Here is a 13,354-nt window from a genome sequence, read left to right on the forward strand (position 1 = left end):
CGGACCTCGACCATCCACCACAGGTCGCGTCGGAAAGCTGGAGCCGTCGCCGAACGCGGACGTCCGCCACAACGTCGGCGGGCCGGTCGCCCTCAGCCCTCTCCCAGCTCCCCCGCCAGCGCCAGCTTCACCGGGGCCCAGCTGAGGCGGTGGATCGGCGAGGGGCCGAGTTTGCGGAGGCCTTCGAGGTGGATGGGGGCATGGTAGCCCTTGTGGCCGGCGAAACCGTAGCCGGGATAGAGGCCGTCGGCCTCGACCATGATCCGGTCGCGGGCTTCCTTGGCCAGGATCGAGGCCGCCGCGATCGAGCATGACAGGCTGTCGCCCTTGACCACGGTCTTGACCTCGCACGGCAGAACGAAGCGGTAGTTGCCGTCCACCAGCGCGAAGGCCGGCTTGACCCCCAGCCCCTCGACGGCGCGCTTCATGGCCAGGCCCGCCGCGTGCAGGATGTTGAGCTCCGCGATCTCCTCGACCGACGCCATGCCCACGCACCAGGCGATCGCCATCGCCTTGATCTCGACCTCCAGGGCCATGCGGGCCTTGGCCGACAGCTTCTTGGAGTCGTTGAGGCCCGCAGGGACCCGGGCCGGATCGAGGATCACGGCGGCGGCGCTGACCGGACCGGCCCACGGCCCGCGGCCGGCCTCGTCCACCCCGCAGACCGGTCCCGGCCCGCAGGCGGCTTCCAGCATCATGTCGGGACCGCTCGGCATGGGCGGGTGTTTAGGCGTGTTCGGCCGTGAAGGGAACGGGGCGAGGCCGGATGGCGATTGACGACGCTCGCGCCGGTAGAGGATACGCTCCCCGCTCTCCCCTCGGGCGCGGTCGCATCGCGGGGAGGATCGGGGAATGGATCATGCCGAACACCAATCCGCTGCCGCGCCTGACACGCGCCCAGTTCGAGGAGGCACTGAAGCCGTACGACGCCGATACATGGGCGACGGGGGAGGGTCTGATCCACCGGCCCGAGGTGATGGAGATCGAGGGATGGAACTTCTATGGCAGCCCCGGCAACGACTCCCTGACCGAAGCCCAACGCGTGCTGATGATGTGGAGCGATCTTGTCGGCCAGACCGCCAACGGCGGCTTCAGCCAGTTCGCCTACAACTACCGAGCCAACCTGGCCCTGGCCTGGCGCCTGATCCGGCAACTGCCCTGGCCCGAGTTGCAGACGCATTTCGAGGCGGCGTTCCGCGAGCAGGCGGGCGACCCGGCCGCCCCCCGCGTGATCGAAGAGCCAAACCTGCTGGACGAGCCGAAGAAGTGGGCGCGCAACCGTCGGCGCTTGATGCGCCATCTGCTGTCGCGGGATCGCCCCTGGTGGCGGCCGCCCTCACGCAAGGAGATCGACGCCGCCCTGGCGGGGCGGGCCGACTGGCTGTGGCAAGCCAAGTACCAACAGCTGGTCGGCCAAGGCGTGCTGAGGCCCGACGGCGAAGCGGTGTTCGACGACTGGGAGGATCCGCCGTCTGAAGCCGTCGAGGCCTTCAGCGCCTGGTTCTACAAAACGGCGACCAAGGCCGGATCGATGGAAATGGTCCTGGCCTTCGCCCGCCAGCGCCAGGCCGAGCTTTGCCAACTGATCGATTGAGCCCGCCCCACGATCCGATTGTCACCGCACGGCTTTTTCTCTATCGCGACGCATTCTCAGCGCTGGAGATCTCGCCGTGCCCGCCCTCGCCTTCCCGCGCCTCGCCCGATGAAGGCCTCGACGCTGCGGGCCTGGTCGTGGGCGCACAAGTGGTCGAGCCTGGTCTCGACCCTGTTCCTGCTGATGCTGTGCGTCACCGGCCTGCCGCTCGTGTTCACCCACGAGATCGAGGAGGTGGCCATGCACCAGGCCTGGACGCCGGCCCGGCCCAATGGCCCCAAGCTGGACCTCGACCAGGTGCTGGCCGCGGCCATGGCCCGCAAGCCCGGCGAGGTTCCCGCCTTCATGAGCTTCGACGAGGACCGGCCGGTGGTGAACGTCACCAGCGTGGTCCCGGGCAAGTCGGGCTACAGCTTCCAGCCGATCGACCAGACCAGCGGCGATCCGGCCCCGTCGGTGGCCGGCCATCCGGTGATGGAGTTCCTGCTCCAGCTGCACACCGACATGTTCCTGGGCCTGCCGGGCATGCTGTTCCTGGGGGCCATGGGGCTGCTGCTGGTCGTCGCGCTGGTGTCGGGCGTGGTGCTCTACGCGCCGTTCATGCGCCGGCTGCCGTTCGGCACGGTGCGGGCCCACAAGGCCGCGCGGACCCGCTGGCTCGACTACCACAACCTCTTGGGCGCGGTGACCCTGGCCTGGGTGCTGGTCGTGGGCGTCACCGGCGTCGTCAACACCCTGGCCACGCCGATCATCGCCTACTGGAAGGACACGGCGCTGAAGGAGCTGACCACCGCCTATGATGCGCCCGCGCCGATCGCGGCGCGCAGCTCGCTGAACGCGGCGGTCGAGCGGGCCAGGCTGGCCCTGCCCGGCAGGCAGCTGCAGTTCGTGGCCTTCCCCGGCTCGACCTATTCGACCCAGCACCACTACGCGGTGTTCTTCCACGGCGACACGCCGCTGACCGCCCACCTGACCACCCCGGCCCTGATCGACGCCCGCACGGGCCGGCTGGCCGCCGTGGCCCCGACGCCCTGGTACGTGGCGGCCCTGTCGCTGTCGCAGCCGCTGCATTTCGGCGACTACGGCGGCCTGCCGCTGAAGATCCTCTGGGCGCTGCTCGACCTGGCGACCATCGTGGTCCTCGGCTCGGGCCTCTATCTGTGGCTGGTCAAGCGGGGGACGCTGAAATGAGCCGGGGCCATCTTTCCCTCTGGCAGATGTTCCGCATCCCGCTGGCCGTGGCGGCGCTCAGCCTGTTTGGCCTGGTCGTCGCCCTGCTGGGCGACGGCGCCTGGGACTGGATCGGGGCGGCGGCCCTGGGGGCCTCGGTGGCGGCGACCGTCTGGGCGCTGGTCGCGCGGCGGCGGTAGCGGAGAGGCGCCTCGCCCCGCTAGGCTCGCCGGATGAGACCGTCTTCGATCGCCAGCCTTGCCGCCGTCCTGCTGCTGACGGCCGCCGCCGCGCCGCAAGTCCCGCCTTACACGGTCGCGCCGGGGCTCTTCGCGCAGGGCCGGCCGGACCTCGGCTTGGCGCCCGCGCCGGGGGTGGAGACCTTCACCGTCTTCGCGCCGACCGAAACGACCGACAAGTTCAGCAACGGCGTGGCGCTGATCGGCTTCAAGGGCCGCCTCTACGCCCAGTGGCAGAGCTCGGCCCGCGACGAGGATTCCGCCGACACCTGGGTCGCCTACAGCGTCAGCGACGACGGCGAGCGGTGGAGCGCGCCCAAGGAACTGGCGCCGGCCGGGACCGGCGGACTGATGCGCTCCAGCGGCGGCTGGTGGACGGATGGGAAGGTATTGGTCGCCTACGCCAATGTCTGGCCGGAGGGCTTCCAGTCGGGGGCCGGCGGCTACGCCGAATACCGCACCAGCCGCGACGGGCGGACCTGGAGCGCGCCGCGCCGGGTGATGGGCGAAGGCGGCCGCCCCGTGGAAGGGGTGATCGAGCAGGACCCGCACCGGATCGACGGCCGGGTGATGACCGCCTTCCACCTGCGGCCGGGGATGATCGCCAAGCCGTTCTTCACCGACGACCCGTTGGGCGTCTCGGGCTGGAGGCAGGGAAAGATGGAGAGCCTGCCGCGCGACACGTCAGGCGCCGCCGCCCCGCACGAGAAGCGCCTGAGCCGCGAGATCGAGCCCAGCCTGTTCCGCCGCGCCGACGGCTGCGCGGTGATGGTGTTCCGCGACGAGGACCTCAGCTTCCGCCAGCTGGCCGCGGAAAGCTGCGACCGGGGCCAGACCTGGACGACGCCGGCCCTGACCGACATGCCCGACGCCCGCGCCAAGCAGAGCGCCGGCAACCTGCCGGACGGGACCGCCTATCTCGTCAACGCCCCCAACACCGACCGCCCGCGCCTGCCGCTGGCGGTGACGCTCAGCCCCGACGGCCGCCTGTTCGATCGCAGCTGGCGCCTGCGCGGCCAGGCCGACCTGCAGCCGCTGCGGTTTCCGGGCCAGTACAAGCGGCCGGGCTATCACTATCCCAAGAGCGTGGTCTGGAACGGCTGGCTCTATGTCGGCTACGCCGCCAACAAGGAGGACGTGCAGGTGACGCGGGTTCCGGTGGCGGGGCTGGCGAAGCGGTAAATCCTCCCCCTCTGGGGGAGGTGGCCCGGAGGGCCGGAGGGGGCCGGCACGGCGGCTAAACCCCCTCAGTCGCTCCGCGACAGCTCCCCCAGAGGGGGAGCATCTGGGCGGCTACCCCTCTCCGCCCCGCACACCAGATCCACCGTCGCCTGGATCGTGGCTTCCAGCTGCTCGCGGGTCTCGCCGGCGCGGGCGCGGACCGACAGGGCGTTGAGCATGCCGCCGGCCACGCGGGCCAGGACCGCCGGGTCGGCGCCGGGGGGCAGTTCGCCGGCGGCTTCGGCGCGGGCGACCAGGCGCTCGAAGCCCCGGTCCAGCTCGTGCAGGCCGGCCGCCACCTTGTCGCGCACGGCCGGATCGACCACCGCCTGGCCCAGGCCCGCGCTGACCATGAAGCAGCCGCGCCCGCCATCCTCGCCCGACAGATAGATGTCCAGCGCCGCGCGATAGACCCGCTCCAGCGCCTGGCGCAGCGTGCCGCCGGCCCGGAACGCCTGGACCATCGCCCCGCGCGAGGCGTCCATATAGGCGTCGATGGCGGCGGAGAAGAGCGCCTGCTTGTCGCCGAACGCCCCGTAGAGACTGGGGCGGTTCATGCCGGTGGCGGCGCTCAGGTCGTCCAGCGAGGCGCCGGCGTAGCCCTGGGTCCAGAAGGTCTCGGTGGCCTTGGCCAGGGCGACCTGGGGGTCGTAGGCGCGCGGGCGGCCTCGGCGCTTGGCGGGTTGTTCCGACATCTCGACTCTCTCCAGGCCGGCGCTGCTTTTTGTACCGTTTCGCAGCTTATTCCTTGACCTCCGTTATTTTTATGCGAAACAGTATGAAAATGCAAACGGAGGCGGCGATGGACCTGTACTTCTCTCCGATGGCCTGTTCGATGGCGACGCGGATCGCCGCCTACGAGGCGGGCGCGCCGATCAACTTCATCCAGGTCGACACCAGGGCCAGGCCCAAGCGCACGCGGGACGGCGCGCCGTTCCTGGCGATCAATCCGATGGGCCAGGTGCCGGTGCTGCGCACGGGCGACGGCGAGCTGATCTATGAGAACGCGGTGATCCTGCAGCATGTGGCCGACCTGTTCCCGGCCGCCGGCCTGATCGCCCCCGACGGCCCCGAGCGCCGCCGCGCCCAGAGCTGGCTGAGCTTCGTCGGCGCCGAGCTGCACGCCCGGACCTTCGGCGTCCTGCTGGCCGCCAGCGCGCCGGAAGACGCCAAGGCCCTGGCCCGGGCGTCGGCCGCCGAGCGCTTCGCCGTGCTGGAGGCGCACCTGGCCGGACGCGCGTTCCTGCAGGACCGCTTCGGCGTCGCCGACGCCTATCTGTTCGTGATGCTGGTCTGGACCCGCTACCTGGCGATGGACTTCACGCCCTATCCCGCCCTCTCCGCCTATCGCGACCGCCTGCAAGTCCGCCCCTCGGTGGCGCGGGCGCTGGGCGAGGAATTCACGCTCTTCAAGGCCGCCGCCTAGGCGCGGCGCCAACGGGTTCCAGTAAGCGTACCCTCCCCAACCTCCTCCCCGGAGCTTTCCCATGCGTAGCTTTCTTTTCGCCGTCGCGGCCCTGGTCGCGACGGGCGGCCCCGCCATGGCCGAACCCCAGGCCCAGAACGCTTGGCTGACCCTCAGCGCGCCCGCGCCCCGCGACTACATCGTGTTCGACGGCGCGGCCTGGCGCTGCGAGGGCCAGGTCTGCCGCTCGCTCCAGGTGAAATCGCTGCCGCCCCTGCGCAGCTGCCGGCGCCTGACGCGCGAACTGGGGACCGTGACGGGCTTCAACTATCGCGGCGTGACGCTGTCCGACGCCCAGCTGGCCGACTGCAACCCGGCGCGCTTCGCCAAGACGCCCAGCCCCGCCGAGGTCGCGGCGGCGCGCTAGGCGTCGGCGGGCAGTCCTCCGCCCTGCACCACCCAAACCCGTTCTTCCCCGCGAAGGCGGGGATCCAAGCCGAGGCCGCGGATGATCCACGGCCGCGCCCCCGCCTGAAATTCAGCTTGGGTCCCCGCCTTCGCGGGGATGCTCGGAGGAAAATGAGCTCAGGCCGTTGATTGCCGATCAGGCCTCGGGACCGTTCTTGCGGATTCCCTCCGCGAAGTTCGCCAGATGCTCACGTCCGTCGGCGTCGGCTTCGGCGAGATAGAACGCGAGCAACGCCGAGCCCCGGGTCGCGAGGGCGTGGAGCGCCGCTATTCGCTGGTACTCCCCGCCCGTCTCCCACGCCCTGACCGCCCATGGCTCGATGGTCGCCGACGTCCGTCGGGCCAGGGCCAGGAGCGCACGCCGGGAGACATACTCCTCCGGATCAACGACGAACGCCTCAAGCGTGGAGACGACGCTTTCGTCGGGGACATCGACGACGCCGAGCGCGTCGGCGATCTGCCACCGCGCATCCGCGTCGTCGGACCGCAGCGCCGCTTCCGTCAGGGCGAGCAGCAGGGGCGGTCGCGCCACCAGCTCCCGCTCGAGGAACTGGATCTCATTGTCCCGACCGAGCAGGTAGAGCAGGCGATGCGACGTCTCGGCGTCCAGCGCTTCGAGATGGATCACGCGCAGCAGATCCAGGTAGGCGTCGTGGATCTCGCCCCAATCCGGATAGTTGACTTCCCACTCTCCCCCTCGCGAGGAAACCGGCGCCTCCCGCTCCGCCCAGGCCTCGAAATCTTGCATGGCCGCGCGGAGGCGGGATTTCGCGGCGTCTAACTCAACGGTGCTGGCGTCCATCATGCGAGCATAGCGCGCAGGGCCAAGGCCCGCGAGCCGTCGCGCCCTACCCCCGCTCCCCGCCCAGCGCCCGGCACTCGTCGTGGCGGAAGCACGTCACGAAGTGGTCGTTGACCATGCCGACGGCCTGCATGAAGGCGTAGACGATCACCGGGCCGCAGAACTTGAAGCCCTTGGCCTTCAGGGCCTTGGCCATCTCGACGGCCAGGGGCGTCTGGGCCGGGACGTCGCCCATGCCGGTGAAGCTGTTCTGGATCGGCGCGCCGCCGACGATGCCCCACAGAAACTCGGAGAAGTCCTCGCCGCGAGCGCGCATGTCGAGATAGATCCGCGCGCCGTTGATGGCCGCGTCGATCTTGGCGTTGGAGCGGATGATGCCGGCGTCGGCCATCAGCCGGGCGCGGTCCTCGGCCCCGAAGCGGGCGACGATCTCGGGGTCGAAATCGGCGAAGGCGGCGCGGAAGGCCTCGCGCTTCTTGAGGATGGTGATCCACGACAGCCCGGCCTGGAAGCCGTCGAGCACCAGCTTCTCCCACAGGGCGCGGCTGTCGTACTCGGGCACGCCCCACTCGGTGTCGTGGTAGGCCTCGTACAGCGGGTCGCCGTTCATGCCCCGCCAGGTGCAGCGATGGATCTCAGTCATGCGGCGACGCTAGCAGAACGGCGCCCGAAAACCAGAACTTTTGAGGAACACGCGCGCAGGCCGACTAGGGCTTCAGGAACGCCTCGACCTCGGCCTGGAAGCGGGCCGGCTGGTCGATCATCACGAAGTGGGCGGCCTCGTCGATGCGGACGAGCTTGACCCCCTTCAGCGGCGCATAGGCCGCGCCGTACCAGCCGGCGAAGGCCTCGGCGGACGCGAAGCTGGCCTTGTTCCAGGCCCAGACCACGGTGGTCGGAGCGGTGATCCGGGGCAGTTCGGGCGCCAGATCAGTGGTCAGCAGTTCCTCCATCGCCCGACCCACGACCTTGCGGTCGCTGGCCAGGGAGTCGTCGACCACCGCCTGGCGGGCGCTCTCGGTGAGCACCATGGTCGCGGCGGTCTGGTTCTGGCGGGCCAGGTACTGGTCCTGCGGCGCGGTCTCGATCCGCTGGCGGAAGTCGGCCGCGCCCTTGGCCACGGCGTCGCGCGAGGCGCCCGGTCCGAAATAGGCCATGGCCAGGTTGGGGAACATGTCGACCACCATCAGCCGGCCGACCAGCGCGGGATGCCGGGCCGCCAGCATCAGGCCGATCGTGCCGCCCATCGAATGACCGATGACGGCCGGCGCCTTCAGCCCCTTGGCCTGGATGTAGGCGGCCAGGCCCTCGGCGACGCCGGCCGCGACCGCGCCCTCGGCGTTGGCTCCGGCCGGATCGCCGGCGAAACCCGCCACCTGCACCAGGTGGACGCGGTAGCGATCCTCCAGCGCCTTGGCCGTCGGCGCCCAGACCGCCCGCGACGAGGCCAGGCCCGGGATCAGGATCACGTCCGGCCCCTTGCCGCGCACGACCACGGAGAAGCGGTCGATGTCGGCCGCCAGGGCAGGTCCGGCGAACGCGGCCAGGGGGACGGCCAGCAGGGCGCCCGCGCCCAGGAGTTCACGGCGGTTCATTAGCTTTCCCCCAGACGGCGATGCTCGCCCGAAGACTTGAGCCCAGATCCCTGTCGCCGCAATCGCCCGCGCGATGAATAATCAGTAATCAATTTATGAGCGAGTAGAGCCCGCGCGCTTGGCGACGGAGACGGCCCGCATGAGCGAGACGTTCGGACGGCGAAAACCCGCTCCCAGTCCCGACGGGCCGGCCAAGCCTCGGCGCTGGCCCGCCTGGCCGCTGTTCCTGCTGGCGATGATCCCGGCCTATCTGCTGCAGCAGATCCCGCTGCTGAACCTGATCCTGTTCTTCGCCCTGTCGCCGCTTTGGATCGGCCTGCTGTTCAACGCCGCCCTGGTGACGATGGCGGTCGACGCCTGGCGCCGGGCCGCGCCCCGCTGGATGCTGATCATCCCGGTGCTGGTCTATGGCGGCAACCTGGTCTGGTGCGTCACGGGCTATCTGGACTATCGCGCGCTGGACGAGCGGCTGCGGCGCGAGAACGCCGCCGTGCGCCTGCCCTTCGATCCGGCCCAGGCCTCGATCCTGGCCCCCGGTCAACTGGCCCAGAGCCTGGTCGAGCGCTACGCCCTGCCGGTCGTCTACCGTTATCCCGATGTCTACCGCAGCGGCCAGCCGGCCGCGCTGCGGGTGCTGCCGCGCGCGACCTGCGAGACCATCCCCAAGTCCCCCGACCTTCGGATGACGGCGCAGCGGATGATGGTCGGCCGGGCGCTGGTGTCCAACGCCTGCGTGCTGAGCCTGCCCGGCGAGCCGCAGGGGCCGGTGGTGCGGGTGGCCACCGGCGAAGGACCCGGGGATCTGGAGCCGGGACTGCGGCGCCTGACCCTGACGGCGCCGGACGGCCGCGCCGTCGCCCTGGCCTATGGGATCGCCGCCGTCCCCTCGCCGATCCCCTTCCCGCTGGTGGGCTGCCTCACCTGGACCCGCCACGAATGCACCCACACGCTCTACCAGCTGAAGCCGGGGGTCGGCGGCGGGGCGGAGGGCTTTGCGGGCATGATCGCCGGGGTCCTTGGCCTGGCGGAGCGGCCGATCCATACGACCAGGATCGGCGGCAAGCTGATCCTGTCGCTCGACGAGGCCCAGACCCGCGCCCTGGCGGCGGGTTCGGAACCGGCCGTGGCCCAGGCCCGCGCCTTCGGACGCCAGGCCGTGGACCGCAGCCTGGCCCGCTTCTCGCGCCTGATGGCCGGCGAGGACCTGGCCCAGGACGAGGACTTCAGCCGCTGGATCGTGGTCAGCAACGCCGACCAGGTCGACGCCGAGGCCCTGCTGGCGGCGATCGGGCGGGCCTATGGCGATCGCTCCCGCTCCAGCGCCCAGCAGACCTTCGCCGACGTGGCCGCCGCCCTGCCGGCCGAGGCCTTCGCCCGCATCGGCCCGCGCCTGGCGCCGCTGGTCGGCGAGGACGCGGCCCTGGAGGGGCTGGCCGTCCGCCTGGGCGATCTGGGCGCGCCGGCCGCCCTGCCGCTGGCGAAAAGGATCGAGGCCGTCCGCGCCGTGCCGGGCCGCACCGACGCCCTGCTGGGCCTTTGCCGCGCGGGACCGGCGGCGGCGAGCGTCGCCGACCGGGTCGCGGCCATCCCCCGGAGCGACGCCCGCGCTGATGTGATCCAGGCTTCGGTGCTGGCGCTGCTGCGGATGGGACGACGCGACCTGGCGCAGCCGCTGGCCGCCCTGCCCGCCAGCAACGGCTTCAATGGCGCCGCCTCGCGCGGCTACCGCAAGGAGATCGACCGCATCCTCGCCGAGGTGGGGCCGGCCTCGCCACGCTCGGTCTGCCAGCTGGATGGCGACACCCGCCTGCCGCGCGTGCCCTGGCTCGAAGGGGCCGGCTAGGGCGGATCATGCGCCTGCCTCCCCCACCTCCGTCCTTCCCCGCGAAGGCGGGGACCCAAGCTGGCTTTCGGGATATGGCGCCGCCGTGGGCTAGCCGCGGACTCGGCTTGGATCCCCGCCTTCGCGGGGAGGCTCGGAGAAAATGGCCGAAGGTCCCGAAGTCGGGCCGACTAGACCGTCGGGACCGCCACCGGCGTCGGCGGGACCCAGTCGGGGCGCTCGACCCGCACGGGGCGGCCGTCGACCGTCAGGTCCGCGCCCTCGATGCGGTCCAGCCGCAGCAGGGCCATGGCCCGGCCCTCGCCGCCGCTCAGCACCTCGCCGGCCCGAAGCTCGCCGGCCAGCACCTCGGCGCCGAAGGCCGGGGCCGGGCCGTCGAAGGCGATCGGCAGCATGCGGTTCTTGATCGTGCCCCGCCGCTTCATGCGGCTGGTGGTCTCCTGGCCGACGAAGCAGCCCTTCTTGAAGTCGATGCCCGAAAGCAGGTCGAAATCGGCCTCGATCGGATAGGCCTTGTCAGTCAGCCAGTCGGCCGGGCCGGGCACGCCCAGGGCCAGGCGATGGGCGTCGTACTCGGCTTCCGTGGCGTCGGGCTCGGCCGTCGGGCCGTAGACCCGCGCGCCCAGGGCCGGCAGGCGCGGATCGGCGTAGAGACCTTCACCCGAAACCGGCGCGCCGTCCGGCGAGAACGCCGCGCCGACCGCCAGATCGGAAGCCCCGATCTCGACCTTGGCCCGCAGGCGGTACATCGACAGCCGCGTGATGATGGTGTCGCGGTGCTCGGCCGCCACGTCCAGCAGCGCCCCGTCCGGCAACCCGGCCACGAACAGGTCGTAGAGCAGCCGCCCCTGCGGGGTCAGCAACCCTGCGAACCGCAGCTCGCCGGGCGCGAGCGTCTCGACGTCCTGGGTCAGCAGACCCTGCAGGAAGCTCCTCCAGTCGGGGCCGGCGACGGCGATGACGGCGCGGGAGGAAAGATGGGCGGTGCGCGGGCTGGTCATGGCCGAACATGTGGCGCCAGGGCGACGCATCCGCCAGTCTTTCATGCGAAGAAAGCTTAAGCGGGATAACGGGATGCGTTGACAGGCGGTTCACCCTATAGATGGACCGATGACACAGCGGGCCTTCCCGATTCTCTTCATCACCGCCACGCGTATCGGCGACGCCGTGCTGTCGTCCGGCCTGATCAAGATGCTGGCCGACGAGATCCCCAACGCCCGCTTCACCATCGTCGCCGGCCCGCTGGCCGCCCCCCTGTTCGCCCACGTCCCCGGCCTCGACCGGGTGATCGTCATGGAGAAGGGCAAGGGCAAGGGTCACTGGTTCAAGCTGTGGAACCAGGTGCGCCACAAGAAGTGGGGCCTGGTGGTCGATCTGCGCGGCAGCGCCACCGCCCTCTTCCTGCGCCGCGAGAAGCGGGCGATCTGGAAGAAGACCCCCGGCGAGATCGCCCACAAGGTGATCGAGACCGCCCGCGTGCTGAAGATCGAAGACGCCCCGCCGGCCCCGCACCTCTACATCACGCCCGAAGTCCAGGCCCTGGCCGACCAGATGCTGGCCCCGCGCGGCAATGAGCAGGCCGGCCCGATCCTGGCCATGGGCCCGGCCGCCAACTGGATCGGCAAGGTCTGGCCGATCGAGCGCTTCACCCAGACGGCGGCCCAACTGCTCGGCCCCGGCGCCAAGCTGGAGGGCGGGCGCCTGCTGATCCTCGGCGGTCCGGAAGACGGCCGCATGGTCGAGGAACTGCGCATGGCCTCGGCGCGCGGCCGCTGCATCGACCTGACTGGCAAGGTTGATTTGCTGACCGCTTATGCCTGCCTCAAGCGCGCCGACCTATTCATCGGCAACGACAGCGGCCTGATGCACATCGCCGCCGCGGCCGGCACGCCGACCGTCGGCCTGTTCGGCCCCTCCGACGAGCGCCGCTACGGCCCCTGGGGTCCGCTGACCCGCGCCGTGCGCGGCCCGCGCGACTTCGAACAGTTCAAGGCCGTCGACCCCGACCTCTCGCAAGCCATCCGCCACATGAGCGACCTGCCGGTGGCCAAGGTGGTTCGCGCGGCCGTGGAGCTGCTGGACGAGGCCCGGGCCAGCGCGGTCGTCGTCGCGCCGCCGGTTGAAGAACCGGCCGCCGAGCCGCCGGTCGAAACCGCGCCGGAAGTGGCTCAGGAAGCCGCCGCCGAAACCCCGGCCGTCGCCGAAGAGCCCCCGCCGGCCGAAGCCGAACCCAAACTCAAGGTCTCCCCCCGCCGCCGCAAACGCGCCAGCGGCGAAGCCAGCCCGCCGGCTTAGGGCGGCCGCTCTCCCTCTGCTCTTCCGCATTTAACTCCGAGCATCCCCGCGAAGGCGGGGACCCAAGCGGGGTCCGCGGCCGCGCCAAGATCGGCCGCCGATGCGAGAACACCAACCTCAGCTTGGATCCCCGCCTTCGCGGGGACGCTCGGATGAAGGGCGGAGCTAACCTATTGCACGCCCAGATTGTTCTTGTTATGTTCCATTTCGAGAGCAACCCGAGGCCGGCCCATGGACCTCCTGTTCACCGTCTACATCCTGGCCAGCGCCCCCTACGGCACGCTCTATTGCGGCCACACAGACGACCTTGCCCGCCGCATCTGGCAGCACAAGGAAGAGCACTTCCGGGGCTTCACCCAGCGCTACGGCGTCCATCGGCTGGTCTGGTACGAAAGCGGCGACAGCCGCGAAGGCGCGCTGATCCGCGAGCGCCAGATCAAGAAATGGAACCGCGCCTGGAAGATCCGGCTGATCGAGGCGATGAACCCGGGTTGGTTGGACCTGTACGAGACGTTGAACTGTTGACTGGCGTCCTGGCTGAACGCCCCACTTCCGCTCACCCCCGCGAAGGCGGGGGCCCAAGCCGAGCCGGGGTTCGTATCACGCTCGGCGGTGACCAACCTCACAGCGTCGCGCAGCGGCCGACCCTGCTTGGGTCCCCGCCTTCGCGGGGATGCTCGGAGTTTGGGGTCCAGGTGAAATAGGGAAACCTGTTGCCACCC

14 protein-coding genes and 1 pseudogene are annotated in these 13,354 nt (G+C 70.8%); 9 read left to right on the plus strand and 6 right to left on the minus strand.

The annotated features are described in order from the left end of the window. Positions 1-92: 92 nt before the first annotated feature. The gene (rnhB, locus tag AC1RRS_RS03365) at positions 93-716 is read right to left on the minus strand and encodes a ribonuclease HII (protein WP_492853934.1); all 624 of its coding nucleotides are present in this window, start codon (positions 714-716) and stop codon (positions 93-95) included. A 143-nt stretch (positions 717-859) separates the two neighbouring features. Between rnhB and AC1RRS_RS03370 the strand changes: the two genes are divergently transcribed. From AC1RRS_RS03370 to AC1RRS_RS03385, 4 genes and pseudogenes are all read left to right on the plus strand, one after another. Then, positions 860-1,594, plus strand: coding sequence for a DMP19 family protein (locus AC1RRS_RS03370; protein WP_492853935.1), 735 nt, complete (start codon positions 860-862; stop codon positions 1,592-1,594). 105 nt (positions 1,595-1,699) lie between these two features. Then, a pseudogene (locus AC1RRS_RS03375) lies at positions 1,700-2,785 on the plus strand (PepSY-associated TM helix domain-containing protein); the annotation flags it as partial. Then, the gene (locus tag AC1RRS_RS03380) at positions 2,782-2,964 is read left to right on the plus strand and encodes a hypothetical protein (RefSeq protein WP_492853936.1); all 183 of its coding nucleotides are present in this window, start codon (positions 2,782-2,784) and stop codon (positions 2,962-2,964) included. The pseudogene AC1RRS_RS03375 and the gene AC1RRS_RS03380, both read left to right, overlap by 4 nt. 33 nt (positions 2,965-2,997) lie before the next feature. Then, on the plus strand, positions 2,998-4,185 hold the full coding sequence (locus AC1RRS_RS03385) for a sialidase family protein (protein ID WP_492853937.1): 1,188 nt from the start codon (positions 2,998-3,000) through the stop codon (positions 4,183-4,185). Positions 4,186-4,250: 65 nt separating this feature from the next. Here the strand turns inward: AC1RRS_RS03385 and AC1RRS_RS03390 are convergent, their stop codons facing one another. Further along, positions 4,251-4,919, minus strand: coding sequence for a TetR/AcrR family transcriptional regulator (locus AC1RRS_RS03390; RefSeq protein ID WP_492853938.1), 669 nt, complete (start codon positions 4,917-4,919; stop codon positions 4,251-4,253). 83 nt (positions 4,920-5,002) lie between these two features. On the opposite strand from AC1RRS_RS03390, the gene AC1RRS_RS03395 reads away from it, so the two are divergent. Both AC1RRS_RS03395 and AC1RRS_RS03400 read left to right on the plus strand, forming a co-directional pair. Continuing rightward, on the plus strand, positions 5,003-5,650 hold the full coding sequence (locus AC1RRS_RS03395) for a glutathione S-transferase C-terminal domain-containing protein (protein ID WP_492853939.1): 648 nt from the start codon (positions 5,003-5,005) through the stop codon (positions 5,648-5,650). A gap of 61 nt (positions 5,651-5,711) precedes the next feature. Continuing rightward, complete coding sequence (locus tag AC1RRS_RS03400) at positions 5,712-6,056, plus strand: DUF8200 family protein (RefSeq protein ID WP_492853940.1); 345 nt, start codon at positions 5,712-5,714, stop codon at positions 6,054-6,056. A gap of 177 nt (positions 6,057-6,233) precedes the next feature. Here AC1RRS_RS03400 and AC1RRS_RS03405 read toward each other — a convergent pair whose 3' ends face one another. From AC1RRS_RS03405 to AC1RRS_RS03415, 3 genes are all read right to left on the minus strand, one after another. After that, positions 6,234-6,899 (minus strand): HEAT repeat domain-containing protein, encoded by a 666-nt coding sequence (locus AC1RRS_RS03405; RefSeq protein WP_492853941.1) that lies wholly within the window; start codon positions 6,897-6,899, stop codon positions 6,234-6,236. A 46-nt stretch (positions 6,900-6,945) separates the two neighbouring features. Further along, positions 6,946-7,542 (minus strand): DNA-3-methyladenine glycosylase I, encoded by a 597-nt coding sequence (locus tag AC1RRS_RS03410; protein WP_492853942.1) that lies wholly within the window; start codon positions 7,540-7,542, stop codon positions 6,946-6,948. A 64-nt stretch (positions 7,543-7,606) separates the two neighbouring features. Continuing rightward, positions 7,607-8,494, minus strand: a complete 888-nt coding sequence (locus tag AC1RRS_RS03415; protein ID WP_492853943.1) for an alpha/beta fold hydrolase — start codon at positions 8,492-8,494, stop codon at positions 7,607-7,609. A 139-nt stretch (positions 8,495-8,633) separates the two neighbouring features. Here AC1RRS_RS03415 and AC1RRS_RS03420 point away from each other — a divergent pair, with 139 nt between their 5' ends. Beyond that, positions 8,634-10,337 carry a hypothetical protein gene (locus AC1RRS_RS03420; RefSeq protein ID WP_492853944.1) on the plus strand — a complete coding sequence of 568 codons (1,704 nt, stop codon included), beginning with the start codon at positions 8,634-8,636 and terminating at the stop codon, positions 10,335-10,337. A gap of 170 nt (positions 10,338-10,507) precedes the next feature. On the opposite strand, the gene ygfZ is transcribed toward AC1RRS_RS03420, so the two are convergent. Further along, positions 10,508-11,338, minus strand: coding sequence for a CAF17-like 4Fe-4S cluster assembly/insertion protein YgfZ (gene ygfZ / locus AC1RRS_RS03425; protein WP_492854002.1), 831 nt, complete (start codon positions 11,336-11,338; stop codon positions 10,508-10,510). A 109-nt stretch (positions 11,339-11,447) separates the two neighbouring features. On the opposite strand from ygfZ, the gene AC1RRS_RS03430 reads away from it, so the two are divergent. Together AC1RRS_RS03430 and AC1RRS_RS03435 are read left to right on the plus strand one after the other, a co-directional pair. Further along, positions 11,448-12,632, plus strand: coding sequence for a glycosyltransferase family 9 protein (locus AC1RRS_RS03430; RefSeq protein WP_492853945.1), 1,185 nt, complete (start codon positions 11,448-11,450; stop codon positions 12,630-12,632). A gap of 231 nt (positions 12,633-12,863) precedes the next feature. Next, positions 12,864-13,157, plus strand: a complete 294-nt coding sequence (locus AC1RRS_RS03435; RefSeq protein ID WP_492853946.1) for a GIY-YIG nuclease family protein — start codon at positions 12,864-12,866, stop codon at positions 13,155-13,157. The last annotated feature ends 197 nt before the right edge of the window (positions 13,158-13,354 follow it).

Source organism: Caulobacter sp. GW821-FHT12A07, assembly GCF_058807655.1.

What these genes read in the sequence shown, in the direction of transcription:
- rnhB (WP_492853934.1), bottom strand. Translation starts at nt 716, where the DNA reads ATGCCGAGCGGTCCCGACATGATGCTGGAAGCCGCCTGCGGGCCGGGA.
- AC1RRS_RS03370 (WP_492853935.1), top strand. Translation starts at nt 860, where the DNA reads ATGCCGAACACCAATCCGCTGCCGCGCCTGACACGCGCCCAGTTCGAG.
- AC1RRS_RS03380 (WP_492853936.1), top strand. Translation starts at nt 2,782, where the DNA reads ATGAGCCGGGGCCATCTTTCCCTCTGGCAGATGTTCCGCATCCCGCTG.
- AC1RRS_RS03385 (WP_492853937.1), top strand. Translation starts at nt 2,998, where the DNA reads ATGAGACCGTCTTCGATCGCCAGCCTTGCCGCCGTCCTGCTGCTGACG.
- AC1RRS_RS03390 (WP_492853938.1), bottom strand. Translation starts at nt 4,919, where the DNA reads ATGTCGGAACAACCCGCCAAGCGCCGAGGCCGCCCGCGCGCCTACGAC.
- AC1RRS_RS03395 (WP_492853939.1), top strand. Translation starts at nt 5,003, where the DNA reads ATGAAAATGCAAACGGAGGCGGCGATGGACCTGTACTTCTCTCCGATG.
- AC1RRS_RS03400 (WP_492853940.1), top strand. Translation starts at nt 5,712, where the DNA reads ATGCGTAGCTTTCTTTTCGCCGTCGCGGCCCTGGTCGCGACGGGCGGC.
- AC1RRS_RS03405 (WP_492853941.1), bottom strand. Translation starts at nt 6,899, where the DNA reads ATGGACGCCAGCACCGTTGAGTTAGACGCCGCGAAATCCCGCCTCCGC.
- AC1RRS_RS03410 (WP_492853942.1), bottom strand. Translation starts at nt 7,542, where the DNA reads ATGACTGAGATCCATCGCTGCACCTGGCGGGGCATGAACGGCGACCCG.
- AC1RRS_RS03415 (WP_492853943.1), bottom strand. Translation starts at nt 8,494, where the DNA reads ATGAACCGCCGTGAACTCCTGGGCGCGGGCGCCCTGCTGGCCGTCCCC.
- AC1RRS_RS03420 (WP_492853944.1), top strand. Translation starts at nt 8,634, where the DNA reads ATGAGCGAGACGTTCGGACGGCGAAAACCCGCTCCCAGTCCCGACGGG.
- ygfZ (WP_492854002.1), bottom strand. Translation starts at nt 11,338, where the DNA reads ATGACCAGCCCGCGCACCGCCCATCTTTCCTCCCGCGCCGTCATCGCC.
- AC1RRS_RS03430 (WP_492853945.1), top strand. Translation starts at nt 11,448, where the DNA reads ATGACACAGCGGGCCTTCCCGATTCTCTTCATCACCGCCACGCGTATC.
- AC1RRS_RS03435 (WP_492853946.1), top strand. Translation starts at nt 12,864, where the DNA reads ATGGACCTCCTGTTCACCGTCTACATCCTGGCCAGCGCCCCCTACGGC.